20 protein-coding genes and 1 pseudogene are annotated in these 25,804 nt (G+C 67.3%); 10 read left to right on the top strand and 11 right to left on the bottom strand.

What is annotated here, in order from left to right; translation table 11 throughout:
* The first annotated feature begins 111 nt into the window (after positions 1-111).
* Together N1F91_RS03590 and N1F91_RS03585 are read left to right on the top strand one after the other, a co-directional pair.
* Positions 112-885, top strand: coding sequence for a hypothetical protein (locus N1F91_RS03590; RefSeq protein ID WP_289990370.1), 774 nt, complete (start codon positions 112-114; stop codon positions 883-885).
* Positions 886-1,105: 220 nt separating this feature from the next.
* Positions 1,106-1,852, top strand: a complete 747-nt coding sequence (locus N1F91_RS03585) for a cytochrome c biogenesis CcdA family protein (protein ID WP_289990369.1) — start codon at positions 1,106-1,108, stop codon at positions 1,850-1,852.
* Here the strand turns inward: N1F91_RS03585 and N1F91_RS03580 are convergent, their stop codons facing one another.
* Positions 1,853-2,773 carry a DMT family transporter gene (locus N1F91_RS03580; protein WP_289990368.1) on the bottom strand — a complete coding sequence of 307 codons (921 nt, stop codon included), beginning with the start codon at positions 2,771-2,773 and terminating at the stop codon, positions 1,853-1,855.
* Between the two features lie 107 nt (positions 2,774-2,880).
* Between N1F91_RS03580 and glmU the strand changes: the two genes are divergently transcribed.
* From glmU to N1F91_RS03565, 3 genes are all read left to right on the top strand, one after another.
* Positions 2,881-4,251, top strand: a complete 1,371-nt coding sequence (gene glmU, locus N1F91_RS03575) for a bifunctional UDP-N-acetylglucosamine diphosphorylase/glucosamine-1-phosphate N-acetyltransferase GlmU (protein WP_289990367.1) — start codon at positions 2,881-2,883, stop codon at positions 4,249-4,251.
* 161 nt (positions 4,252-4,412) lie between these two features.
* Complete coding sequence (gene glmS, locus N1F91_RS03570) at positions 4,413-6,236, top strand: glutamine--fructose-6-phosphate transaminase (isomerizing) (protein WP_289990366.1); 1,824 nt, start codon at positions 4,413-4,415, stop codon at positions 6,234-6,236.
* Positions 6,237-6,367: 131 nt separating this feature from the next.
* Entirely contained in the window at positions 6,368-7,039 is a 672-nt protein-coding gene (locus N1F91_RS03565) for a DUF502 domain-containing protein (protein ID WP_289990365.1), read from the top strand.
* A gap of 16 nt (positions 7,040-7,055) precedes the next feature.
* On the opposite strand, the gene recG is transcribed toward N1F91_RS03565, so the two are convergent.
* Positions 7,056-9,164: an ATP-dependent DNA helicase RecG gene (recG, locus tag N1F91_RS03560; protein WP_289990364.1), complete on the bottom strand. Its 2,109-nt coding sequence runs from the start codon at positions 9,162-9,164 to the stop codon at positions 7,056-7,058.
* 182 nt (positions 9,165-9,346) lie between these two features.
* On the opposite strand from recG, the gene N1F91_RS03555 reads away from it, so the two are divergent.
* The 3 genes from N1F91_RS03555 to N1F91_RS03545 all read left to right on the top strand — a co-directional run bounded on the left by N1F91_RS03555 (position 9,347) and on the right by N1F91_RS03545 (position 14,801).
* Positions 9,347-9,622: a succinate dehydrogenase assembly factor 2 gene (locus N1F91_RS03555; RefSeq protein WP_289990363.1), complete on the top strand. Its 276-nt coding sequence runs from the start codon at positions 9,347-9,349 to the stop codon at positions 9,620-9,622.
* Between the two features lie 13 nt (positions 9,623-9,635).
* Positions 9,636-13,133 (top strand): transcription-repair coupling factor, encoded by a 3,498-nt coding sequence (mfd, locus tag N1F91_RS03550; RefSeq protein ID WP_289990362.1) that lies wholly within the window; start codon positions 9,636-9,638, stop codon positions 13,131-13,133.
* Between the two features lie 1,383 nt (positions 13,134-14,516).
* Entirely contained in the window at positions 14,517-14,801 is a 285-nt protein-coding gene (locus tag N1F91_RS03545; protein WP_289990361.1) for a hypothetical protein, read from the top strand.
* Positions 14,802-14,923: 122 nt separating this feature from the next.
* Here the strand turns inward: N1F91_RS03545 and N1F91_RS03540 are convergent, their stop codons facing one another.
* The 7 genes from N1F91_RS03540 to N1F91_RS03510 all read right to left on the bottom strand — a co-directional run bounded on the left by N1F91_RS03540 (position 14,924) and on the right by N1F91_RS03510 (position 21,440).
* On the bottom strand, positions 14,924-15,241 hold the full coding sequence (locus tag N1F91_RS03540) for a hypothetical protein (protein ID WP_289990360.1): 318 nt from the start codon (positions 15,239-15,241) through the stop codon (positions 14,924-14,926).
* Positions 15,242-15,660: 419 nt separating this feature from the next.
* Positions 15,661-16,191: a GNAT family N-acetyltransferase gene (locus tag N1F91_RS03535; protein ID WP_289990359.1), complete on the bottom strand. Its 531-nt coding sequence runs from the start codon at positions 16,189-16,191 to the stop codon at positions 15,661-15,663.
* The gene (locus N1F91_RS03530) at positions 16,188-16,430 is read right to left on the bottom strand and encodes a hypothetical protein (RefSeq protein WP_289990358.1); all 243 of its coding nucleotides are present in this window, start codon (positions 16,428-16,430) and stop codon (positions 16,188-16,190) included. Before N1F91_RS03530 ends, N1F91_RS03535 begins: the two co-directional genes overlap by 4 nt.
* A 1-nt stretch (position 16,431) precedes the next feature.
* Positions 16,432-16,650 (bottom strand): hypothetical protein, encoded by a 219-nt coding sequence (locus N1F91_RS03525; protein ID WP_289990357.1) that lies wholly within the window; start codon positions 16,648-16,650, stop codon positions 16,432-16,434.
* Between the two features lies 1 nt (position 16,651).
* Entirely contained in the window at positions 16,652-16,888 is a 237-nt protein-coding gene (locus N1F91_RS03520) for a hypothetical protein (RefSeq protein ID WP_289990356.1), read from the bottom strand.
* A gap of 1 nt (position 16,889) precedes the next feature.
* Positions 16,890-20,249, bottom strand: a complete 3,360-nt coding sequence (locus N1F91_RS03515) for a multidrug efflux RND transporter permease subunit (protein WP_289990355.1) — start codon at positions 20,247-20,249, stop codon at positions 16,890-16,892.
* Positions 20,250-20,261: 12 nt separating this feature from the next.
* Positions 20,262-21,440 carry an efflux RND transporter periplasmic adaptor subunit gene (locus N1F91_RS03510; RefSeq protein ID WP_289990354.1) on the bottom strand — a complete coding sequence of 393 codons (1,179 nt, stop codon included), beginning with the start codon at positions 21,438-21,440 and terminating at the stop codon, positions 20,262-20,264.
* A gap of 165 nt (positions 21,441-21,605) precedes the next feature.
* Between N1F91_RS03510 and N1F91_RS03505 the strand changes: the two genes are divergently transcribed.
* Both N1F91_RS03505 and N1F91_RS03500 read left to right on the top strand, forming a co-directional pair.
* Positions 21,606-22,277, top strand: a complete 672-nt coding sequence (locus tag N1F91_RS03505; protein WP_289990353.1) for a response regulator — start codon at positions 21,606-21,608, stop codon at positions 22,275-22,277.
* 4 nt (positions 22,278-22,281) lie between these two features.
* The gene (locus tag N1F91_RS03500) at positions 22,282-23,367 is read left to right on the top strand and encodes an ATP-binding protein (protein WP_289990352.1); all 1,086 of its coding nucleotides are present in this window, start codon (positions 22,282-22,284) and stop codon (positions 23,365-23,367) included.
* A 316-nt stretch (positions 23,368-23,683) separates the two neighbouring features.
* Here N1F91_RS03500 and N1F91_RS03495 read toward each other — a convergent pair.
* Positions 23,684-24,905, bottom strand: a pseudogene (locus N1F91_RS03495) (IS256 family transposase).
* Between the two features lie 180 nt (positions 24,906-25,085).
* On the bottom strand, positions 25,086-25,544 hold the full coding sequence (locus N1F91_RS03490; RefSeq protein ID WP_289990351.1) for an amino acid transporter: 459 nt from the start codon (positions 25,542-25,544) through the stop codon (positions 25,086-25,088).
* Positions 25,545-25,804: the final 260 nt, after the last annotated feature.

Raw genomic sequence — 25,804 nt, 5'->3', positions numbered from 1 at the left:
CATCACCTTCTCGGAATGGTTGCGTCATTGGCACATGTCGTCCTTCTGCACCATCGGTTTGACACGTTCCGCCGGCGAGTCGGGTTTGCCGGCAAGGCTGCGCGCTACATCATGGGTGACTTGCTGGCGATCCTCGCCGCGCGTGGCCACCGGATCACCGAGACGGGCCGCCCCGACCGGGTGCCTGCAGGCGACCTCCTCATTCTCCACGTGGACAGTTCCGTCGTGCCGCCCGAATACCTCGCCGTCGCGGCGAGATTCCCGGCCGCGATCAACGCGAAGGTCGGCGACATCACGAAACGCTCCTTCTCGACGCTGCTTGTCGGGCCGGACAGCGACTGGAGCGGCAAGGTGATCATCAAGTCGAACCTCAACTACCTGGGCAAGCCGGAACGCCATCAGAACCGCAACGCCGCCTGGCGACTGGCGCGTCGGCCGCATCCGGGCCTGCGGGTCTTCGGCGACTATAATGTCTGCCGGTCGATCTCCGACGTGCCGGCCAGCGTCTGGGGCGATCCCGGCGCCGTCGTGGAAAAGTTTGTCGGCGAGGAGACGGAACAGGGCTACGTCGCGCGCACCTATCTTTTCTGCGGCACGTCCGAGCGCTGCAGCCGCAATGTTGCAGCCTCTCCGATCGTCAAGGGCAACGGCATCTTCCACAGCGAGCCGACCGAAGTTCCCGACTCCATCCGCATGATCCGCCACCAGATGGGCTTCGACTACGGCAAGTTCGACTTCGTCATGGTGGACGGACAGGCGGTGCTGTTCGACGCCAACAAGACGATCGGCAGCCTCTCCGGCACCGGCGTGCTCGCCGAACGCGTCCGCGCGCTGAACGGCTCGCTCGCCGATGGCGTCGAGAGCTTCCTGAAGCACGCCACCTGAGGAATCCCCGCTCCTGCTTCGTGGAGCGGAAAGCGAAGACGTGGCCGTCCGGAACAGGATTGGTTGCGAGCCGCTTCATCCGACAGTCGAGGATGACTGCTCCAGCCGGATGAAGCCGCAGGCGGCGGGACAAAATGCCCACGCAAGGGTGATTGGCCGATACGGCGTGAGCGGTCTATAGCCGCCCCTCGGCGGTACTGAACCGGACGGGGCGAGGCCAATGGCGATCGATGTCGGCTATGTGAGCGCGGTGGGGGCGGGGGCGATCTCCTTCCTGTCGCCCTGCGTCCTGCCGCTGGTGCCGCCCTATCTCTGCTACATGGCCGGCGTCTCGGTCGACGATTTCCGCGGCGAGGGCGCGAAGGCCGAGGACCGGACCACGCGCTTCGCGCTGATCGGCGCGTCGGTGGCCTTCGTGCTCGGCTTCTCCACCGTCTTCGTCGCGCTCGGCGCCGGCGCCTCCACCATTGGCGGGCTGCTGCGGGCGTACCAGCAGGAACTGGCGGTCGTCGCCGGCCTGCTGATCATCCTGATGGGGCTCAACTTCCTCGGCGTGATCCGCATCCCGCTCCTGTCGCGCGAGGCGCGCTTTCAGGCCGGCGGGAGGCCGGCGGGCGGCATCGCCGCCTACCTGATGGGCCTCGCCTTCGCCTTCGGCTGGACGCCCTGCATCGGCCCGGTGCTCGGTCCGATCCTGACGCTCGCCGGCGGGCGCGAGACGGTGGGCGAGGGCGCGGCGCTGCTCGCCGCCTATTCGCTGGGGCTCGGCATTCCTTTCCTGATCGCCGCGCTGTTTTCCGCCGCCTTCATGCGTTTCCTGTCGCGCTTCCGGGTGCATCTCGGCCGGGTCGAGAAGGTGATGGGCGGGCTGCTCGTCGTCGCGGGCATCCTGTTCCTGACCGGCGGAATCCAGACCGCATCCTTCTGGCTGCTCGAGACCTTCCCGATCCTCGGCACGCTCGGCTGATCAGCGCCGTCCCGGCAGCCATGTGGCAGGCAGGGTGGCGAGAATGACCCCGCCGCAGACAAGCACGATGCCTGCCGCGTGGTAGGCGTGGAAGGTCTCGCCGAGAAACAGCACTGCCAGCCCCACGCCATAGGGCGGCATCAGGTACATGAACACGCCCGCCACCGGCGCGCCGAGCCGGCGGATGCCGAACTGGAAGCCGAGGAAGGCCGCCAGCGACGCGAAGGCGACGATGCCGGCGATGCCGCCCCAGGCGCTGCCCGTCGCCGGCATCGGCGCGCCGGTGAGGTATTCGAAGGCCGCGAAGGGCGCGAGCAGCAGCGCCCCGGCCGCAGCGATCAGCGGCAGCAGCGCGAGATTGGACACGCCGGTGACGCGCGGCGAGCGCAGCATCAGCGAATAGACCGCCCAGGCGATCGCGGCGCAGACGAAGATCAGGTCGCCATCGTTGAGATCGAGCGCCAGCAGCGCCGAAAGCTCCCCGCGCAGCACGATCATGGCGATGCCGGCGAGCGCCAGCACCGATCCGGCCGCCGCGCGCAGGCCGATGCGGCGGCGATTCGCGACCGCGTCGATCAGGATGATGAAGACGGGCGAGGTGGTGTAGATCAGCGTCCCGTTGGTGGCGGTCGTGCGCTGCAGCGCGAGATACACCAGCGCGCCGCAGATCCACATGCCGAGCAGGCCGAGAAGTGCCAGGAACCCGGCATGGCCGCGAATCAGCCGCAGCGCGGCCGTGCGGTCGGCGAGAACGAAGGGCGCGAGCGCCAGCGCCACCGCGCCCCAGCGCAGGAAGGCCAGCGTGAAGGGCGCCACCTCGCCGATGACCCCGCGCCCGAAGATCAGGTTCGTGGAGAAGAACAGCGGCGTCAGCACCATCACGGCGATGGCGGCACTCTGGCGTCCGATGGGGTTCAGCAAGGCGGGCTCTCCGCGCCGGGCGGCGATTGGATTGGCTGGGCAGCGGTGATAGAGACGTCGGCGGTTTCGAACAATGGGCCGACGTCGGCCTTGGGATGATACGCATCATGAGCGCACGCAGCTGTCTTTCCGTCATCCTGGCCGCCGGCGAGGGCACGCGCATGAAGAGCGCGCTGCCGAAAGTCCTGCATGCCGTCGCCGGCCTGCCGCTGGTCTGCCACGTCATCGATGCGGCCGCAGCCGCCGGCAGCGGCGCGCTCGCAGTCGTGGTCGGCCACGGCGCCGAGGCGGTTGGCAGGGCGGTCGAGGCGCGTGCGCCGGGCGCCGGCGTCTATCTTCAGTCCGAGCGGCTCGGGACCGCGCATGCGGTGCTGGCGGCGCGCGAGGCCATCGCGCGCGGTCATGACGACGTGCTGGTGATGTTCGGCGACACGCCGCTGATCGAGCCCGCTGCACTGGAAACGGCGCGGTCGAAGCTGGCCGAGGGCGTGGCCGTCGCCGTGATCGGCTTCCGCACGGCCAGTCCCGCCGGCTACGGCCGCCTGATCGAGCAGGACGGCGCGCTTGTGGCGATCCGCGAGGAGCGCGACTGCACCGACGAGGAGCGGAAGATCACCTTCTGCAATGGCGGGCTGATGGCGATCGCCGGCGCGCACGCGCTGTCGCTGCTCGACGCGGTCGGCAACGCCAATGCCAAGGGCGAGTATTACCTGACCGACATCGTCGAGATCGCGCGCGGCCGCGGGCTGCCGGTGGTGGCGACGGAAGCGCCCTACGAGAACGTGCTCGGCATCAACAACCGCGCCGAACTCGCCGAGGCCGAGGCGATCTGGCAGGCGCGCCGCCGCCGCGCCATGATGCTGTCTGGCGTCACGCTGATGGCGCCGGAGACGGTGCATTTCAGCCATGACACCCAGATCGGCGTCGACACCATCGTCGAGCCCAACGTCGTCTTCGGTCCGAAGGTGACGGTCGCCGGCAACGCCCGCATCCGTGCCTTCTCGCATCTGGAGGGCGCGACCGTGGGCGAGGATTGCGAGGTCGGTCCCTTCGCCCGGCTGAGGCCCGGCGCGCGGCTGGCCGAGAAAGCCAAGGTCGGCAATTTCTGCGAGGTCAAGGAGGCCGACGTCCAGGCCGGCGCCAAGATCAACCACCTGACCTATATCGGCGACGCCACCGTCGGCGCCGAGGCCAACATCGGCGCGGGCACCATCACCTGCAACTATAACGGTTATACCAAGGACCGCACCAAGATCGGCGCCGGCGCCTTCATCGGCTCCAACTCGTCGCTGGTCGCGCCGGTCCGCATCGGCGACCGCGCCTATGTGGCGTCCGGCAGCGTGATCACGAAGGACGTGCCCGACGACGGCCTGGCCTTCGGCCGCGCCCGTCAGGAGGTCAAGCCCGGCCGCGCTCCGGTGCTGCGCGCCCTCTACAAGGCCGAGAAGGAGCGCCGCGGCGGCGGCTCGAAGGGGTGAGCCTGCGCGGCAGGGCAGAGGGGGGTATCGTCGGGCACCACCTCCGCCCTGCCGGGCGGGGCCACAACGTAAGGTTCTGAAACGAAAATTTAGTTCCGTTCGTCCATCGAACGTCTAAGCATCGGCGTCATCGGACGGCGCGAATCCCCGGGGGCTGGAATATGTGCGGCATTGTTGCAATCGTCGGCTCGACGCCGGTCGCTCCGTTGATCGTCGACGCGCTGAAGCGCCTCGAGTATCGCGGCTATGATTCGGCGGGCGTCGCCACGATCGAGCATGGGCGGCTCGACCGCCGCCGCGCCGAAGGCAAGCTGGTCAACCTGGAGAACCGGCTGAAGGCCGAGCCGCTGGCGGGCCTGATCGGCATCGGCCATACGCGCTGGGCGACCCACGGCGTGCCCAACGAGACCAACGCGCATCCGCATTTCGGCAAGGACGTCGCGGTCGTCCACAACGGCATCATCGAGAACTTCGCCGAGCTTCGCGACGAACTGAAGGCGGACGGCTACGACTTCGTCTCGCAGACCGACACCGAAGTGGTGGCGCATCTCGTCTCCCGCGAACTTGACCGCGGCGAGGCGCCCGAGAAGGCCGCGCACAACGCGCTGAAGCGGCTGCAGGGCGCGTTTGCGCTGGCCATCCTCTTCCGCGGCGACGAGGACCTGATCGTCGGCGCCCGCTCCGGCCCGCCGCTGGCCGTCGGCCACGGCAAGGGCGAGATGTATCTGGGCTCCGACGCCATCGCGCTGTCGCCCTTCACCAATTCCGTCACCTATCTGGAGGACGGCGACTGGGTGGTCGTGCGCCGGGGCGGCGTGAAGATCTTCGACATGGAGGGCAAACCGGTCGAGCGGCGCATGCAGCAGTCGGTCGGCACGGCCTTCCTGGTCGACAAGGGCAATCACCGGCACTTCATGGAAAAGGAGATCCACGAACAGCCGGAGACGATCTCGCACACCCTGTCGCATTATCTCGACTTCGCCGAGGGCAGGGCGCGGCGCGAGGCGCTGCCGTTCGACTTCGCAAAGCTCGACCGGATCGCCATCTCGGCCTGCGGCACGGCCTATCTCGCCGGACTGGTGTCGAAATACTGGTTCGAGCGCTACGCCCGCCTGCCCGTCGACATCGACATCGCCTCGGAGTTCCGCTACCGCGAGATGCCGATGCCCAAGGCCAGCGCCGCCTTCTTCGTGTCGCAGTCGGGCGAGACGGCCGATACCCTGGCCTCGCTGCGCTACTGCCGCTCGCAGGGCATCTCGATCGGCGCCATCGTCAACGTTCAGGAATCGACCATCGCCCGCGAGGCCGACTGCATCTTCCCGACGCTTGCCGGCCCCGAGATCGGCGTTGCCTCCACCAAGGCCTTCACCAGCCAGCTGTCCGTGCTGGCCTCGCTGGCGGTTCGCGCCGGCCGCGAGCGCGGCACGATCACGGCCGAGGACGAAAAGCGCATGGTGCGCGAACTGTCGGAGGCGCCGCGCTTCGTGCGCATGGCGCTGAAGCTCGAGGAGCAGATCGACCGCGTGGCGCGCAAGCTCTCGCAGTACCGCCACGTGCTCTATCTTGGCCGCGACACCAGCTTTCCGCTCGCCATGGAAGGTGCGCTGAAGCTGAAGGAGATTTCCTATATCCATGCCGAAGGCTATGCGGCCGGCGAGCTGAAGCACGGGCCGATCGCGCTGATCGACCGCGACATGCCGGTGATCGTGATTGCCCCGCACGACCGCATCTTCGACAAGACCGTGTCGAACATGCAGGAGGTGGCGGCCCGCGGCGGCAAGATCATCCTGATCACCGATCAGGAAGGCGCGCGCCGAGCCTCGATCAACGCCTTCGAGACGATCATCATGCCGGACGTGCCCGAGATCATCGCGCCGATCGTCTACGCCCTGCCCATCCAGATGCTGGCCTATTTCACCGCCGTCTTCATGGGCACCGACGTCGACCAGCCGCGCAACCTTGCCAAGTCGGTCACGGTCGAATGACCGGCGGCCGATCGGCAAAATCGCAGTCGACTGCATGATTTGACATTCATAAATCCGTCGCGTTGCCCTATCTATGGTGAGGCTCCCGCTCCGGAATCCAAGCCATGTCCGACCATCCGAAAAGCCGAGGAATGATGCGGATCAGGAACTATTTCCTGACCGGCTTCGTCGTCTGCGCGCCGCTGGCGATCACGGCCTACATCGCCTGGTCGTTCGTCGGCTGGGTCGATTCCTGGGTGAAGCCCTACATCCCGGCGCGCTACAATCCCGACTACTACCTGCCATTTGCGGTCCCGGGTTTCGGCCTGATCGTTGCGCTCATCATCATCACCATGGTCGGCTTCCTCACCGCCAACTTCATCGGCCGGTCGATCGTCTCCTATGGCGAGAGCCTGCTCGACCGCACGCCGCTGGTGCGCAGCCTCTACAAGGCGCTGAAGCAGATCTTCGAGACGGTGCTGTCGAACAAGTCCGAGGTCTTCAAGAAGGTCGCGCTCATCGAATACCCGCGCCGCGGCCTGTGGTCGATCGTCTTCGTCTCGTCCGAGCGGCAGTCCGAGGTGAACCACAGGCTTGAGGAGCCGGCGAGCGAGACCATCGCCGTGTTCCTGCCGTCGACGCCCAACCCGACGACGGGCTTTCTGATGTATGTGCCGCGCACCGACGTCATCGAACTGTCGATGTCGGTCGAGGAGGCGGCCAAGCTGATCATTTCCGCGGGCCTCGTCACGCCGGACTACCAGAAGAAGACCGCCGAACTGGCGAAGGCGGCGAAGGCCGAACGGCTGTCGGCGGCCGAGTGAGCGCCGCGGCCGCGGCTCAGCCGGCGCGCAGCAGCCGCACCGCCTCGTCGCGTCCGAAGACGTAGAGCAGCAGCCTGAGCGCCTCGCCGCGCGGCGACACGAGATCGGGATCGCGTTCCAGCATCAGGCGCGCATCGCTGCGGGCGATCTCCAGGAGGTCGCCATGCGCCTCGAGCCGCGCCACCTGGAAACCCGGCGTCCCCGACTGGCGCGTGCCGAGCAGCTCGCCTTCGCCGCGCAGCTTCAGGTCCTCCTCCGAGATCACGAAGCCGTCCTCGGTCTCGCGCAGCACCGACAGCCGGCGCTTGGCGGTCTCGCCGAGCGGACCTTCGTAGAGCAGCACGCAGGTCGAGGCCTGGTCGCCGCGCCCGACGCGGCCGCGCAGCTGGTGCAGCTGCGCCAGGCCGAAGCGCTCGGCGTGCTCGATCACGATGATGGTGGCATCCGGCACGTCGACGCCCACCTCCACGACCGTGGTGGCGACGAGAATCCTGGTCTCGCCGGCCTTGAAGGCGCGCATCGCCTCGTCCTTTTCGGCCGCCTTCATGCGCCCGTGCACGAGGCCGACCAGCGGCCCGAAGACCTCGCGCAGCGACTTCGCCCGATCCTCGGCCGACATCAGCTTGACCTCTTCGGACTCCTCCACCAGAGGGCAGATCCAGTAGGCCTTCTGTCCCTCCCGCACCGCCTTGCCGATGCGCTCGACAAGATCCGACAGCCGTTCGACCGGCAGCGTCACCGTCTGGATCGGCCGCCGTCCTGCGGGCTTCTCGGTCAGTCGCGAGACGTCCATGTCGCCGAAGGCCGAGAGCACCAGCGTGCGCGGGATCGGCGTCGCTGTCATCACCAGCATGTCGGGCGCGTCGCCCTTGGCGGTGATCGCGAGCCGCTGGTGCACGCCGAAGCGGTGCTGCTCGTCGACGATGGCGAGCACGAGGTTGCGATAGACGACGCTGTCCTGGAACAGCGCATGCGTGCCAATGACGAAGTGGATCGAGCCGTCGGCGATGCCGGCGAGAATCTCGGCGCGCTCGCGGCCCTTTTCGCGGCCGGTCAGCACGCGCGCCACGAGCCCGGCCTTCGCCGCCAGCGGGGCGATGGTGGCAAGATGCTGTCGTGCGAGGATTTCCGTCGGCGCCATCAGCGCCGACTGGCCGCCGGCCTCCGCCGCCCGCGCCATGGCCATCAGCGCCACCACCGTCTTGCCGGCGCCGACGTCGCCCTGCAGCAGCCGCAGCATGCGATCGGGCCGCGCGAGGTCGGCGTCGATCTCGGCCACGGCCTGCTCCTGGCTGCCGGTCAGCGCATAGGGCAGGGCGCTGCGGATCGCCGCCACGTAGCGGCCGTCGCCCGCGAGCGGCCGGCCGGAGAGGCGGCGGATGCGCGCGCGCACCAGCGCCAGCGACAATTGCCCGGCCAGCAGCTCGTCATAGGCCAGCCGCCGCCGTGCCGGATTGTCGAGCGAGACGTCGAGCGCGTCGGCCGGCTCGTGCAGGCGCTTCAGCGCGCCGGCGACATCGGGGAAGGACTGCCGCCGCATCAGTTCCGCATCCTGCCATTCCGGCAGCGCCGGCAGCCGGGCGAGCGCCTGGGCGAGGATGCGCCGCAGCACGCGCGACGACAGGCCAGCCGTCAGCGGATAGACCGGCTCGACCAGCGGCAGGTCGCCTGCCTTGTCGGCCGGCACCATGTGGTCGGGATGGACCATCGACGGCCGGCCGTTGAACCATTCCATCCGGCCGCTGACCAGCATGCGCGCGCCGACGGGCAGGGCGTTCTCCAGCCAGGTCCCCTTGGCATGGAAGAAGGTGAGCGCCATTTCGCCGGTCTCGTCGAAGGCGAAGACCCGGTAGGGATTGCTGCCCTTGCCGCGCGGCGGCGGCTGGTGCCGGTCGATCGTCACCTCCAGCGTCACGATCGCGCCCTCGGCGGCGAACGCGATCTCTGGCCGGTTACGCCGGTCGATCAGCGAATGCGGCAGCACGAAGAGGAGGTCGCCGACCCGGAGCTCGCGCTCGGCGATGTCGGCCGGCGTCACCTTCTCCAGAAGCGCGCAGACCTTCGGCCCGACGCCCTCGAGCGAAGTGGCCGGCGCAAACAGCGGGTCGAGCAGCGACGGGCGCATGCGTCAGCCTCCGGCCGGTTTCGGGCAGGCGGGGAAGGGGCCGGCAGGCCCGGACCGGGCGCAAGGGGAGCGATAGCGTGACACGCGCGCACCTTATCCGCCTGCGCTGTCGCTGCAAGGCTGACACTGGCGCCGTTCCGTTCTATATGCGCATCCGAACCAGGCAGGCGAAGATCGTGACGATGACCAGCAGCGGACCTCTCGGCATCCGGCGCAAGAAGGCGCTCTACCGCGCCCAGCATCGCGGCATGCGCGAGATGGACCTCCTGCTCGGCACCTTCGCGGCCGCCAGCCTCGACGGTATGAGCGCTGCCGAACTCGACGAGTTCGAGACGATGCTCGACATCCTGGACGGCGATTTCCTGAAATGGCTCACCGGCGAGACGCCGGTGCCCGACCGGTACGACACAGACCTTTTCCGCAGGATCCGGGCATTCCGCCAGGTGATGCCCTTCTGACGATATCGATTCCATGAGCTTGATCGATTCCCTCGGGCTGAAACCGGGCCGCACGGGCTCCGTCGTCATCGGCGGCGTGGCCGACGGCTATGAGGCCTTCGTGCTGGCTGAGATCGCGCGCGAGGCGGCGGGCGACGGCCCGCTGCTCTATGTGGCGCGCGACGGCCAGCGCATCCCGGCCCTCGTCGAGGCACTGGCCTTCGCCGCACCCGGCCTGCCGGTGCTGGAGCTTCCCGCCTGGGACTGCCTGCCCTACGACCGCGTCTCCCCCGGCGCCGATGCCGCAGCCCGCCGGCTCGACGCGCTGTCGGCCATGATCGCGCTGAAGGAGAAGCCGCACCGCGCCATCATCCTCACCACCGTCAACGCCATCCTCCAGAAGGTGCCGCCGGCCGCACTCCTTTCCGCGCAGTCGGTCTCGGTCCGGCCCGGCAACCAGGTCGACATGAAGGCGCTGGTGGCCAGGCTCGAGACCGGCGGCTTCGACCGCGTCGGCACCGTGCGCGACGTCGGCGACTATGCCGTGCGCGGTGGCATCCTCGATCTCTTCGCACCGGGCTGGGCCGAGCCGCTCCGGCTCGATTTCTTCGGCGACACGCTGGAATCGATCCGCGCCTTCGATCCCGCCACCCAGCGCACCACCAGCCAGTGCCCCGCCATGACCCTGCAGGCGGCGAGCGAGGTGACGCTGACGCCGGAAACCATCAGCCGCTTCCGCCGCAACTACATCGAGACCTTCGGCGCGCCCTCGCGCGACGACGCGCTCTATGTCGCCATCTCCGAGGGCCGCAGATTCTCCGGCATGGAGCACTGGCTGCCCTTCTTCTACGAGAGCCTCGACACCGTCTTCGACTACGTGCCCGACGGCCCGGTGGTGTTCGATGCGCTGGCGCAGGAGTCGATGGCCGAGCGCCACACGCTGATCCTCGACCACTACGATTCCCGCAAGCGCCAGGCCTCGGGCAAGGGCCTCGGCGATTCGACGCCCTACAACCCCACCCCGCCCGACCGGCTCTACCTCGCCCCCGAATCCGTCCGCGCGGCGGCCGGCGAGCGGCTGATCGCCGATCTGTCGCCCTTCGATGCGCCGCCGGCCGACGGCAAGGCGATCCTGAAGGCGAAGTCGCGCGCCGGCCGTTCCTTCGCCGCCGTCCGTGCCGACCCCAACGCCAACGTCTTCGACCACGCGGTGCGCCACATCGCCGACCTCCGCGCCGCGGGCCGCAGGACGCTGGTCGCCGGCTGGACGGAAGGCTCGCTCGACCGCCTCGGCCAGATCCTCGCCGAGCACGGCCTCGGCGGCATGACGCGGGTTTCGCGCCTCGACGAGCTGGAGAAGCTCGCGCCCGGCAAGACCGGCATCGCCGTGCTGCCACTGGAAACCGGCTTCGAGACCGACCGCATGGTCGTGATCGGCGAGCAAGACATCCTCGGCGACCGGCTGGTGCGCCGCGCCAAGCGCAAGAAGGCCTCCGACTTCATCTCGGAACTCGCGTCGCTGGCCGCCGGCGACATCATCGTCCATGCCGACCACGGCATCGGCCGCTTCATCGGTCTGCGCACCATCGAGGCGGCGGGCGCGCCGCATGATTGCCTCGAGATCCACTATGCCGGCGACGGACGCCTGTTCCTGCCGGTCGAAAACATCGACCTCCTGTCGCGCTACGGTTCGGACGCCGCCGACACGCCGCTCGACAGGCTCGGCGGCGGCGCCTGGCAGTCGCGCAAGGCCAAGCTGAAGAAGCGCCTGCTCGACATGGCCGGCGACCTGATCCGCATCGCCGCCGAACGCCAGATGCGCGGCGCCCCGGCCTTCCACCCGCCGGAGGGGCTCTATGGCGAATTCGCTGCGCGCTTCCCCTACGAGGAGACCGAGGACCAGCAGGCGGCCATCGACGCCGTCATCGACGATCTCGGCCTCGGCCGGCCGATGGACCGGCTGATCTGCGGCGACGTCGGCTTCGGCAAGACCGAGGTCGCGCTGCGCGCCGCCTTCCTCGCCGCCATGGAGGGCGTGCAGGTGGCCGTGGTGGTGCCGACGACCCTGCTTGCGCGCCAGCACTTCAAGACCTTCTCGCAGCGCTTTGCCGGCCTGCCGGTGACGGTGCGCCAGGCCTCGCGCCTCGTTGGCGCCAAGGAGCTCGCCGAAACCAAGAAGGGGCTCGCCGACGGCACGGTCGACATCGTCGTCGGCACCCATGCGCTGCTCGGCACCGCCATCAGCTTCAAGCATCTCGGCCTTCTGATCATCGACGAGGAGCAGCATTTCGGCGTCAAGCACAAGGAGCGGCTGAAGGACCTGAAGAGCGACGTCCACGTGCTGACGCTCTCGGCCACCCCCATCCCGCGCACGCTGCAGCTGGCGCTCACCGGCGTGCGCGAACTGTCGCTGATCACCACCGCGCCGGTCGACCGCATGGCGGTGCGCACCTTCATCTCGCCCTTCGACCCGCTGGTCATCCGCGAGACGCTCTTGCGCGAGCGCTATCGCGGCGGCCAGAGCTTCTACGTCGTGCCGCGCATCGCCGACCTGCAGGAGGTGGGCGACTTCCTCAAGGAACACGTGCCAGAGCTGAGATTCGCCACCGCCCACGGCCAGATCGCGCCGGGCGAGCTCGACGACATCATGAACGCCTTCTACGACGGCAAGTACGACGTGCTGCTCTCGACCACGATCGTCGAATCCGGCCTCGACATCCCCACCGCCAACACGCTGATCGTCCACCGCGCCGACATGTTCGGCCTGGCCCAGCTCTACCAGCTGCGCGGCCGCGTCGGCCGCTCCAAGCTGCGCGCCTACGCGCTGTTCACGCTGCCGGCCAAGCGGACGCTGACCCAGACCGCCGAGCGGCGGCTGAAGGTGCTGCAGAGCCTCGACACGCTGGGCGCCGGCTTCCAGCTCGCCAGCCACGACCTCGACATCCGCGGCGCCGGCAATCTGCTCGGCGAGGAGCAGTCGGGCCACATCAAGGAGGTCGGCTTCGAGCTCTACCAGCAGATGCTGGAGGAGGCCGTGGCCGAGATCCGCGGCACCGGCGAGGTCTCGGACGGCTCCTGGTCGCCGCAGATCACCGTGGGCACTGCGGTCATGATCCCCGAGGCCTACGTCCCCGACCTGCAGCTCCGCCTCGCCCTCTACCGGCGCCTGGCCGACCTCGAGACCATCGCCGAGATCGACAGTTTCGGCGCCGAACTGATCGACCGCTTCGGCCCGCTGCCCGACGAGGTGCAGCACCTGCTGAAGATCGTCTACATCAAGGCGCTCTGCCGCAAGGCCAATGTCGAGAAGCTCGACGCCGGCCCCAAGGGCATCGTCGTCCAGTTCCGCGACAAGACCTTCGCCGACCCCGCCGGGCTGGTGAGGATGATCGCCGAACAGGGCTCGATGGCGAAGATCCGCCCCGACCAGGGAGTCGTCTTCATCCGCGACTGGCCGAACCCGGAGAAGCGGCTGGCGGGTGCCGCCGTGGTGATGACGCAGCTGGCGCGGCTGGCGGAGAAGGCGGCTTAGGGGGCGCTTGCGGACGCGCTCCGTCCTGCCTTTCGTCATCCCGGAACGCGGCGCCGAGCGAAGCGAGACGGCCCGTGTCCGGGATCCATGCCTCGCCGGCCGTGACACGCGATCCGGTGCTGAACCGTCGCCGTCCGTCGTCCATCTCCGGGGCGCGCTGCAGAACCGGCGCCGTCTTCTCCATCGTGGCGCCGGACGACGTCCGTTGAGGCATGGATCCCGGATACGGCGTCCGTCGCTTCGCTTGGACGCCGTTCCGGGATGACGACGGTGGGGGATGGCCTGCAGCCCTCAGGCCTCAGCCTGCGTCTCCTTGTGGCCACCCCGTGCGCCCCATCATTCCGGGGCCGCGCAGCGGAACCCGGATCCCAGAGTGGTAACCGAGGCGGAAATACGCGTGGCTCGTGCCCCGCCTTGGGGCGTCGGCGCGCTGGATTCCGGGTTCCGCTGCGCGGCCCCGGAATGACGCCGATGAGGGAGGTCGCGAGGTTGCCAGCCTGCAGTCGCTCAAACGCAACAGAGTTGATGACGATAGGGGGAGGGCGCCATGCGAAAGCGGAGGCGGTCCCGGCGCCGACCGCCACACCCGCGTCATTCCGGAAGACGATGCGCGCGGAGCGGCTGTCCGGAATCCATTCCGTGACGCCGTCGATCTCAAGTCCCTGCCGCGGATGCCACGGAACGCATCCCGGCTCCGGCCGCCTCCGCTGCGCCCGGCATCCGGTCCGGAATGACGCGGATGGGGCGCCGGCCGCGCGCCTTTCCTCTCCCCCTGTCCATGGGGGACAGGTGGCCCGGGCGCAGCCCGGGACGGTGAGGGGGATGACCTGAGATGTGGCCTGCGGCTCAAGGAACGCTGTCTGCTTCCGGCTCTGATCCTGTCGGACCGGATGCCGGACGAACGGCGCGATCCGCGCGCTGCGCAGTTCGGCCTGAACGCCTTGCACGAGGCCGACACCCGCGCCCCTCCCCACAAATCCCCCGCACCCGCTGGCGCCCTGCAATCCCGCCGCCCGCCACCTCCGCCAGGACGTGGTCCTTCCATGAACGGGGCAGGATCAGAGGGCGGCGCAGGGGGCTAGCACCCAAAAAGGACGACGACGGAAGCAGCCTTCCGGCAACGGTCCTCTTCATGAGGCGCGACCCTGAGTCCGTCGAAGGGGAGCCTCGAAGGACGCACGACCGTGCCGCCCCGGCCTTGTTGCTCGCTGCGCTGCGCTGCGTTTCGCGATTCGCCCGCCGATGACCTGCCTGCCCAGTCGAGCAATCGATGGTGCTGCGTCTGAACAGACATGAACAAGATCTGAAGGTCCCGTTCAATGCCGGTTCAATGTCGATTTGCAAGTCTCGAGACGTCCAACGTGAAGATGAAGGAGAAACGCCATGTTGAGCAAATACGCGTCGATCGCCATCATGACGACATTGGCGACGGCTGCGCTTGCATTTTCCGGGAATGCATATTCCGCGCAGCAGCTCAAGCTCACGACGAAGCCGGTGGCGGGGCCGACCTGCAGCCCGCCTTGCCCACAAGGCCAGCGGTGCGTCTGGAACCTTGGTCCCGGAGGTGGGGTAGTCTGCACGACGCGCGACGTCATCAAGCCCTGGCAGCCCGGCGATCCTCTGCCGCGCGATCCGGATCCGCGCGCGCCTGCTCTTATGCAGCGATAGTTGCGAACAGCAGAAAAGAAAACCGAACATTCGGGGCAAGTGTCTGAAAATGCACATCAGCATATATACCTGCCGTCGCTGGCGACGGCAGGTCTAGTTCCGTTCAGCCGCCTCCATAGCCATCAGTGGTGAGACACCGGCTTGTCGAACATGTGCACCTTGTATTTCAGTTTCAGCACGTCGATGACTTTTTGAACGTGCGGTCCGTCCGTGCGACATCGAACCTGATGCTTCATGGAGAGGAAGGTGTCGATCTCCACTCTCTGGCCATCTTCGATGATCCAGATGTAGGAATCGCCCTGATGCCCTGACGTGATCTGGGAGAAATGCTGGGCGAGAAACGCCACCAGCTCCCCGTGGATGGCGTCGTAATGTTCCGGATACTGCAGCTCTGCAAAAACCAGCGGGAGGGCAAAATCCTTCTCTTCCTTCTCGTCCATCGCTTCACGACCTCCTGCTGCATTGTCGCAGACCGGTTGGAGCGATTATGGGGCAACGCATGCGGCGCGTCATCATACCCGCCCATCGGGCCCACATGGACCCTTCCCGAGCCGGACGTCGCACGGCGTGCGGGCTGAGGTTGACCGCGATCCCGCGGCAGGCCTTCCGCATGTTCCGCGTCGACCGCATCAGGACCGTGCAGAACGCCGCTATCAGGTTCCGCCCCAGGCGCGCGGCGCTGCCGCGTCCGTTCATCGCCGAGATGGAAGCGGAACCGTCGGCGAGGCCGCTCAGGGGGGTGATCGTCGCTTGCTCGGACACTGTCTCAGAGAGCCTTAAGGCAGGTGCACAGGACGTTCCGTCTGCAGGCAGACTTTGCCTCGGGCCGAAAGCGGAATTGTGAGGCACGCGCCGCGGGTCAACGGCGCTTCTCGAAGCGGAACATGCCGCCATCGTCCGGGAAGTCCTGCTCGGCCGGATGGTTGGGGTCCGGGTGACGGGCGTGGTGGTACGCGACGATGTGGAATCCGCAGACGTTGACGTAGAAGTGGATGTTGCGCTTCTCGAAGTAAGGCGTGTGGGTTGTCCAGACCTCGGTCTCGGGATAGCGCGCCTCGATGGCGGCCCATGCCTTGCGGCCGATGCCGCGGCCGGATTCGCCAGCATTCACATAGAAGAAGTCGAGTGAGTTGTGCTGCGTCGCGACGTCGATCGAGACGACGGCCCCGCCGACCCACCGGCCGTCCTCCAGGATGCGGTGAACCACGGCGTTCGGAGCCTTGAAGGACGCCGCGACATCCTCGTCGGACGGGACGGGGCCGTCGTCGACCGATCCGAACGTCTCCGCGACTGCGATCGCGAAGGCCGCTTGAAGATCCGTGCGGAAGCGAAGGAGGTCGGCATCGGTCGCGAGGTCGAGAGTGACCTGGCCGGTCGGTGAGGCAGTCATGGGCGTTTTCCGTTTGTTGGGTCGAAGGCGTAGAGGGCTGCACCGATCGTCCGTGTCATCCTCGTCCTCCTCCAGAATATCCACGCGGGCGGGGGTGCGGTCGCCGTCGTCTCGAACACATCGAACACGGTCGCGGTGGTGTCCGGCTCGCGGATGGTGTCGAGGGCCACCTGTGCGGCGTCCCGGGGGCGGGCAGCGGTGACGATATCCATCTGCCAGGTCATCCGGTAGGTGGGCATGTCAGTCTCCTTTCGTCATCTCGATGACAATGCGGTACGAGCCGTCGCTTCGCCGCTCGAACACGGAGCGGTCGGGGACCGGGCAGTAACCGTTGAAGTATGCCCACCGCAGAAAGTCGGACAGTTCCCCGATGCGGTCGGGGTGGGAGGCGTGTTCGGGCCCATAGAGAAAGCCGATCGAGGGACCGCGGCGGAACAGCATTCGGAGCCAGCCGCGCATGTCAGTCGCTCATCGCTGCGAGGACGGCTGCATAGGCTGGCTTTGCGAACCTGCACTTCCAGACGAGGAAGCCGACGCTGTCTGAGCCGTGCTGCCTTCCTGCGCGCTCATAATCCATGCGCCATTCAGGCCAGCGCTTGATGATCTGTTCTTCGGTGAGCGCATACCCGGCAGATCGGAAGAGGGCGCGCCCGCGCGCTTTTTCAAGCGTGATCGGCGGTGAGGGGGTGCTGGCCATGTCAGCGGCCCTCCACCTTGGCGATCGCTTCGGTGCAGATCGCCTCGATCTCCTCCGGGTCGATCGCCCGGCCCGGCCCGGCCAGCATCTCGGGGTTGCCCTCCTGCAACTCGTCGCTCTCGACGCCAGCGATGAAGGACTCCGCCTTGCGCATGGTGTCGAGCGGGTGCGGGTCGACCTGCGCCAGGATATTGTCGAGCGGGTCCTGCACCTCGGTCTTGGTCGTTAAAGGCGCGAAGGAGGTCGCGGCCAGTGCCGGCCTCGCGTCGACAGGGTCTCTGCCCTTGCCCCCAGAAAAGCGCATCACGAGTGTGAAGAAGACCGGCACGAAGACAACGGCAAGTAACGTGGCCGAGATCATGCCGCCGAAGAGGCCGGTGCCGAGCGCGTTCTGCGTTTCGGAACTCGGCCCCCTGGCGATGACAAGGGGCACGATGCCGAGCGTGAAGGCAAGCGAGGTCATGACGATGGGGCGCAGCCGCAGACGGGCCGCCTCTACGGTCGCGTCGCGGAGCGACCGCCCCTCGTCGTGCAGCTTGCGGGCGAACTCGACGATCAGCACTGCGTTCTTGGCCGAGAGGCCGATCAGCGTGATCAATCCGACCTTGAAGAACACGTCGTTCTCCAGGCCGCGCAGATGCACGGCCGCGACCGCACCCAGAATGCCAAGCGGCACCACCAGCATGACCGACAGCGGAATGGCCCAGCTTTCGTAGAGAGCGGCGAGCACGAGGAACACGACGACCATGGAGAGCGCGACCAGAAGCGGCGCCTGCGCACCAGCCTGGCGTTCCTGGAATGACCCACCCGTCCACTCGACGGCGAAGCCGGCGGGAAGCTGCGTGGCGAGCCGCTCGATCTCGTCCATCGCACGGCCGCTCGACACGCCGGGCGCGGCGTCCGCGGAGATGCTGAGCGAGGGATAGCCATTGTAGCGGTTGAGCTGCAGCGGGCCGACCGACCATTGCGGCGTCACCACTTCGGACAGCGGAACCATGCCGCCCTGATCGTTGCGCACCTGCAGCTTGAGCACGTCCTCGACCTGCATCCGGTCCTTCGCCTGCGCCTGGACGATGACCTGCTGCAGGATGCCCGCGCGCGGAAAGTCGTTCACGTAGGTCGAACCCGTGGTCGAGGCGAGCACGTCGCTGATCGCCGTGAAGGAGACGCCGAGCGCACCAGCCTTCTGCCGGTCGACATGGAGCTTGATGCTCGGCCCGTCGGGCAGGCCGTCGACGCGAACGTTGCGCAAGAGCTTGCTTGGCTCGGCGAGCGCGACCAGCTTCTCCGACGTATCCGACAAGGCCGCCGCGTCGCGCCCCGCACGGTCGACGAGGCGGAACGCCAGCCCCGATGTCGTGCCCAATTCCTCGATGGCCGGCGGCTTCATGACGAGGACCTCGCCTTCCGTCGCCTTGCGCATCGCCTCTTCGGCGGCCGCGATCTCGAGGTCGGTGCTGCCGCTGCGCGCATCGTAATCCTGCAGCGTGGTGAACGACATCGCCGCGTTGGCGCCCGATCCGGAAAAGCCGAAACCCATGATGGAGAGATTGTTGGCGATGTCGGGGCGCGTTGCGGCGTGACGGTCGAAACGCTCGACCAGTGCACGGGTTCGCTCCGCGGTGGCGTCCGCCGGGAGCGTGAAGGAGGTCATGAACGTGCCCTGATCCTCGTCCGGCACGAAGGCGGTCGGCAGCGTGCCGTAACCCATCGCCAGCACTCCGACGAGCACGCCGTAGACCAGCATGACGCGACCCGCCCGCCCCAGGAGCCATCCGACCCATGCCGTGTACCGCCCCGTCAGCCTCTCGAAGCCGCGGTTGAACCAGGCGAAGAAGCCCCTGCGTTCGTGATGGGGCGCGACCGGCTTCAGGATCGTCGCACAGAGCGCGGGCGTCAGGCTGAGCGCCAGGAAGGCCGAGAACAGGATGGAGACCGCGAGAGAGACCGTGAACTGGCGGTAGATCGCGCCGACCGACCCGCCAGCAAGGCCCATGGGCAGGAAGACCGCGGTCAGGACCAGCGTGATGCCGATCACCGCTCCCGTTATCTCGCTCATAGCGCGGCGGGTGGCCTCGCGCGGCGACAGGCCCTCGGTCGCCATCAGCCGTTCGACGTTCTCGACGACGACGATGGCGTCGTCGACGATGATGCCGATCGCCAGCACCATGCCGAACATCGTCAAAACGTTGATCGAATAGCCGATGGCCCACATCACGGCGAACGTGCCCAGCAATGCGATCGGCGCGACGATGGCCGGGATCAGCGTGTAGCGGATGTTCTGGAGGAAAAGGAGCATGATCAGGAACACCAGCACCATGGCCTCGGCGAGCGTCTGCACGACCTTGGAGATCGAGAGCTTCACGAAGGGCGCCGTGTCGTAGGAGACGGCATGGACGATGCCCTGCGGCATGGATGGCGCGAGTTCGGCAAGGCGCGCCTTGATGCCCTCCGAGGTCGCGACGGCATTGGCGCCGGGCGCAAGCTGGATGGCCGCTGCGGTCGCCGGCTTGCCGCCGTCGAAGATCGAGAAGCCCACCGTCTGGGCACCGATCTCGACATCGGCGACATCGCCGAGCACCAGCTTTGAGCCGTCGGGATTGGAACGCAGGACGATGGCGGCGAATTCCTCGGGTGTCTTGAGCTGCCCGTCGAGGCCGAGCGGCACGCTGATCATCTGGCCGGGCACCGTCGGCGCTTCGCCGAGCCGGCCCGGCGACACCTGGACGTTCTGGGACTGGATCGCCTGGACGATCTCGGCCATCGAGATCGAGTAGGAGACGAGCCGGGCCGGGTCGACCCAGATGCGCATCGCCGCCTCCGATCCGAAGGACTGCACGCGGCCGACGCCCGCCACGCGCTTCAGCTCCGGCGCCAGCCGGCGGGCCAGATAGTCTTCGAGCGCGAGCGTATCGGTTTTGCCGCCCTCGGAGCGCAGCGAGACGATCATCAGGAATCCCGACGTGACGCCTTCCACGGACAGGCCGGAGCGCCGGACGGGCTCGGGCAGGCGCTGCTCGACCGCCTTCAGCCGATTCTGGACGTCGATCTGCGCGAGCTCCGGATCGGTGCCGGGCTTGAAGGTGACGGTGATGCTGGCATTGCCCGTCGAGTCGGACGACGATTCGAAGTAGAGCACGTTCTTCACGGACGCGAGCTCGCGCTCGATCGGTGCCGTGAGGCTGTCGTTGACCGTCTGCGGGCTGGCGCCGGGGTAGGATGCGTAGATGCTGACGCTCGGCGGCGCGATCACCGGAAAGCGCGAGACCGGAAGCTGGGGGATCGCGGCGAGACCGGCCATGACGATGAAGATCGCGATGACCCAGGCAAAGACAGGGCGCTCGATGAAGAAGTGTGGCATCGGACGGACTCCTTAGACGCCGCTGTCGGGCGAGGTCGGCTGGTAAGGGACGAACTCCAGCGTCTGGCCCGCCTGCGCGCGGTCCTGGCCCTGGATCACGACCGTCTCGCCGGCTTTAAGCCCCGACAGGATGACGTACTGCCGATCCATCAGCGCTCCCAGTTCGACGTCGCGGCTGCCGACGGTCTTGTCACTTGCGATCACAGTGAGTTGCGGCCGTCCAGATACGTCGCGACGCACGGCCTCCTGCGGCACGGTCAAGGCATCGGGATAGACGGCGCTGGGAACCCTGGCGCGAAGATACATGCCCGGTAGCAACTGGCGGTGTGGGTTCGGCACCAGCACACGCATGGCGATGCTGCCCGTGCCGGGGTCCACCGTGCTCTCGGAGAACAGGAGCTTGCCCTGGAACGCGTAGGGCGTTCCGGCGATCGTCAGGATGTCGACCGGAAGGGCGCGGGCATCCTCGCTGCCGTCGCTTCCGAGCGTCTCCTCCAGTTGTTCCCACCGGATCGACGGTCGACGGACGTCGAGATAGACGCTGTCGATCTGCCGGACGACGGCGATGGGGTCCGTGGCGCCGACGGACGCGAGACCGCCTTCGGTGGTGAGAGCCCGGCCGATGCGCCCGGCGATCGGGCTGCGGACGGTCGCGTGCGACAGCTCGAGCCGGCGGCGGGTCAGGTTGGCTTCGGCCTCGGCGACGCTTGCACGCGCCTGCGCCAGTGCCGCCCTGGCATCGCCGAGAGCTGCGGCGCTCGCGGTCCGCGTCGCTGCCAGCGCCTCGACCCGCTCATGCTTCAGCGTCGCGTTGACGAGATCGGCCTTCGCCCGCGCCAGCACGGCGACGGCCGCCTCGACATCGGCCGCGAAAGGCGCGGGATCGATCTGGAAGAGAGGCTGCTCGGGGGAAACCTCAGACCCTTCCGTGAAGGTGACCTTCTGCACGATGCCGTTGACCTGCGGACGGATCTCGGCCGTGCGCAGCGCCGATACGCGGCCGGGCAGTTCGTCGTAGACGATCACCCGGCGCGGCTGCACCGTCAGGACGGAGATGCGGATCGGGCCACTCTCTTCCTGCTGCGCCTTGGCGGCATCGGGCTCTCCGCCGCCCCCGCTATCCGTGCAGGCAGCGAGCATCGCCGCTGCGGCGAGGAGAGTGAGCGTCGGGAGCGAGAGAAGGCGGCGCATCGGGGCGATCATCCAATTCAAGTGGTCGTGCCGTTTCGGCGACGCCGCCTTATCCTTCCGCCGGGTTTGCGCCATGTGGAGGTTGTGTTGCGATTTGATGGATGGAAGCGGGGAATGCTCGACGCCGGCCGCGCCTGATGGCATGCCTTGTCCAGGGAGAACGCAATGGCAGCACTCGTTCTGATAGCCGAAGACGACGACGAGATTTCCGCGATCCTCGACGCCTATCTCGTGCGGGAGGGATTTCGGACGGTGCAGGCCCGCGATGGCCGCACGGCGCTCGATCTTCACCTCGCGCTGAAGCCCGATCTCGTGCTTCTCGACGTCACCATGCCGCGCCTCGACGGGTGGGAGGTGCTCGCGGAACTGCGGCGTCGCGGCAATACACCCGCCATCATGATCACGGCGCTCGACCAGGACATCGACAGGCTTCAGGGGCTGCGGATCGGTGCGGACGATTATGTCGCAAAACCCTTCAACCCGATCGAGGTCGTCGCGCGGGCGAAGGCAGTGCTCCGCCGATCGGGATTGGCCAGCGCCGCGGGCGTGCTGCGGGTCGGCGACCTGTCGATCGATCTCGACGCCTATCAGGCGAGCCTTGGCGCGGTGTCCGTTCCGCTGACGCTGACCGAGTTCCGGATTCTCGCCCACATGGCGCGCAACCCGACCAAGGTCTTTGCACGCGGCGAACTGGTGGACGCCTGCCTGCCGGGCTCGGACGCGCTCGACCGGACGGTGGACAGCCATCTGAGCAAGCTGAGGCGGAAGCTGGAGCAAGCGGGCGCGGTCGGCCTCCTGCCCGGCGTGCGCGGCGTCGGCTATCGCCTGACTGCCTGATGCCATGACCCTGCGCGCCGGCCTGAGCCGCCAGATCCTCCTGGCCATGTCCGCCATCACCGTGATGGCGGGAATGCTCGTCTTCTTCGGCACCTATCTCGCCTACACGGCGATCATCGCCTTCTATCCACGGCTCGACACGGAGGATGGGTGGCTCACGGCAACGGATCTCGCCATTCTGGGAGCCGCCATCCTCGTCGCCCTGCCGATTGCGGCCTTCGTCGCCCTGCGCCTCGCGCGCCGCATTCTGCAGCCCCTGGAAACACTGGCCGAGAGCGCCCGGCGGATCGCCGACGGCGACCTGTCGGCACGGGTTCCGCCCGGCGATCGCTCGCTGGGGGAGACCGCCGGACTGATCGACGACTTCAACGCCATGGCACAGCGCCTGGAGGACATGGCCACCGACATGGCGCTCTGGAACGCCACGATCGCGCACGAACTGCGCACGCCGCTCACCATCCTGAAGGGCCGCCTCCAGGGCATGATCGACGGTGTGTTCGAACCCGACGAGCGGTCGCTCCGCGGCCTGGTCCTGCAGGTGGACAGCCTTGCGCGGCTGGTGGAAGATCTGCGCACGGTCACGCTCGCCGACAGCGGGCATCTGGACCTGCGTATCGAACCGGTCCGTCTCTCGCAGGAGATTGCGCAGATGGGCGAGCTCCTTTCGCCCGACCTTGAGGCCCACGGTTTCTCCCTCGTTCTCGACCTGTCCGATGTCGTCGTGATGGCCGACGCGACGCGCATACGTCAGGCCCTTCTGGCGCTCGTCACCAATGCGCGGCGCTACGCCAACCGGGGTGCCATCACCATCTCTCTTGCGCGAAGCGGCGGCGAGGCGGTGCTGGGTGTCGCAGACGAGGGGCCGGGTCTCACGCCCGAGATGGCGACACGCGTCTTCGATCCCTTCGTCCGCGGCGATGCGGTTCGATCTCGGGAGGTGGGTGGCAACGGGCTCGGCCTGTCGGTCGTGCGCGCGATCGTGGAAGCGCATGGCGGGCGGCTGCGCTACCGTCCGTCTGGAAGCGGCGGCGCGATGTTCGAGATGGTCCTCAAGACCGTGCCACGCGCTCCGGACGCAAGAAGCGGATAGACCACGCTCGCCTGCCTTCGATATGGCCACGGCAGCGTTCGCAAGGCTCAGATTCTCGCACGTCCGCCTCCGGCTTTTTCCACGGGGTTGTTGAACCGACTGGAAGGGGCGGCTTCCTGTCGGTTCACCGCATGACGGCTCGGAATGGCCAGAACGGGGTGGGAAGCGGATTGGCGGGTTTTGGATTGTCGGGCTGCAAAGCCGCCGTCAGGCGTCGCACAAATCCCTTGGAACTCACCTACTTTTGCACCACCTCTGCGACCGAGTTTCGGTCGTGTGCGTCAAGTTCTGCAAATTGGGGCGGCCCTGATGCTGGTCATGCGGCTTTGCGGAGTTGGAGCTTCTTGTGCTCTCTGAGGTCGTCCATGTTGAGGTAACGGTTGGCCTCCATCCAGTTTTCGTTGGTTTCGACCGCGAGCGCACGCACGAGGCGCAGGCAGCTCTCTGTGTTGGGGAAGATGCGGACGACGTAGGTACGGCGCCGGATCTCCTCGTTGAGGCGCTCCAGCATGTTGGTCGACTTGAGGTGCTTGTGGTGCTGGCGCGGCAGCCGGAAGAAGGTGAGCGTCTGTTCGATGGTCTCCTCGGCCCAGCCGGTAAGCCGCGGATACTTGCCCGACCACTTGGCGAGCCATGCGGCGAGATCGGCCTTGGCCTCGGCGAGATCGCGGCGGTCGTAGAGCCAGCGCAGTTCCTGCAGGCAGTCGTCGGCGTGCTTTCGGGGCAGGTAATCGAGCGCGTTCCGGAGGAAGTGCACGTAGCAGCGCTGCCAGGCGGCTTCCGGGATCGTTTCGCCGATCGCCGCCACCAGGCCGGCATGGTCGTCGGACACGACCAGTTCGACGCCCCTAAGGCCGCGCCCCTTCAGGCCGACGAGAAAGTCCCGCCAGGACGAGCGGCTCTCGCGATTGGCCATCTCGACGCCCAGGATCTGGCGCCGTCCGTCCCAGTCGATGCCGACCGCGATCAGCACCGCCTGGCTCATGACGACGCCTCCCTCGCGCACCTTCTCGTAGCGGGCATCGAGGATGAGATAGGGAAAGGGCTCTTGAAGCGGGCGCCCGGCAAAGGCGGCGAGGCTCTCGTCCAGCCGCTTGTTGATGGCCGAGATCGACGAGGCCGAGAAGGCGTGGCCGCACAGCTCTTCCGTGATCGCCTTCACCTTGCGGGTCGAGACACCCTGCACCCTCGGGTCAAGCCCGAGGGCAGGCTCCCATCTCCGCCAGCGTCGCCACCAGGGCCCGCTCGGACCGCTGGTAGCGCTCGAACAGTTCGATCGAGAAGCGGCCCTGCCGGTCCTGCGGCACCCTGAGCTCGAGCTTGCCGACGCGCGTGACGAGTGTGCGGCTGTAATGGCCCGACCGATAGCCGAGCCGCTCCGGCGTGCGTTCGCCCTTCGCAGCACCCAGCGCCTCGTCCATCTCCGCTTCCAGAACCTCCTGCATCACGGCGCGGATCACATCGCGCAGACCATCCGGGTTCGAAAGCAGAATGTCTTTGACGGCGGCGCTCGCGGTCTTACCTTCAGTCTTGGTCATGGTGGCGTTCCTTCGCGGGAATCAGGTGACGTTGAACATCACCAGCCTGCCATGACCGCCCCTCTCAGCGAATTTGCAGAACTCTCCGCACACTACCCGAGTTTCGCCGCGGATTTCAGGCGCGACCGATCGATCGCGAAACCTAGAATTTCCGCGACAAATCGGCAGCTAAGTGGACGGTCAGCACGATTGAAGTTCTTCAATCCAAGCATGCCCCGGATGCCATAGCTCTAGCCACCGACGAAGGGCGGTTCTCTCGCTGAGTTCCAGGCGGGGCAAGGCATTGCGGAAATCCCAGTGATCTTTCTCGCGGGCGTGCCTAGCTTTGAAGAGCAGGACGATATGCGGCGCCAAATATCGGATCCCGCCGGCTGTTGCGCGTATAGCTTCGGTTCGCGGAAGCGTGAAAGTTGGATCGCGCTTGTAGACCCACATATCCGGCGATCCCCGATCGCCCATCATGTCGACGCGCCAGCGCCCGGCACCAATATCTGCGCCCCACAGCTGCCAAACATCCTTGGGCAACGGCTGCACTAGGGGGAGATGGGTTAGTTTGCCATCCCTCACTGTGAAGAACTCCAGATCCGACAGGACGCCTTGATAGCGTTGAGCCCGGCTGGCAAACACCGAAAACTCCAAGTCCTCATGCACACGGGTCGGCTCACCGTGCCAAAGGTCCAGGGCCCATCCGCCTACGACATACCAGTCGGTGTCAGATCCGCCGAGACGAGCAAACAAGTCACCCGGGGACCATGGTTCCCAAGCGGCATCGGGTGGTGGTTGCATTGAAGCGTCGGTCCAAATCGAACGGAGAAGCCTGATAAGTGAACCGATCCCCTTTGTTCAATAGCGGCTTTGAGCTCACCGGACTGGCGCAAATCTCCCGACCAGAACGACAA

It is taken from the genome of Aquibium sp. ELW1220, assembly GCF_030398385.1.
Taxonomy (GTDB): Bacteria; Pseudomonadota; Alphaproteobacteria; order Rhizobiales; family Rhizobiaceae; genus Aquibium.
This window is presented reverse-complemented; position numbering and strand designations above follow the sequence as displayed.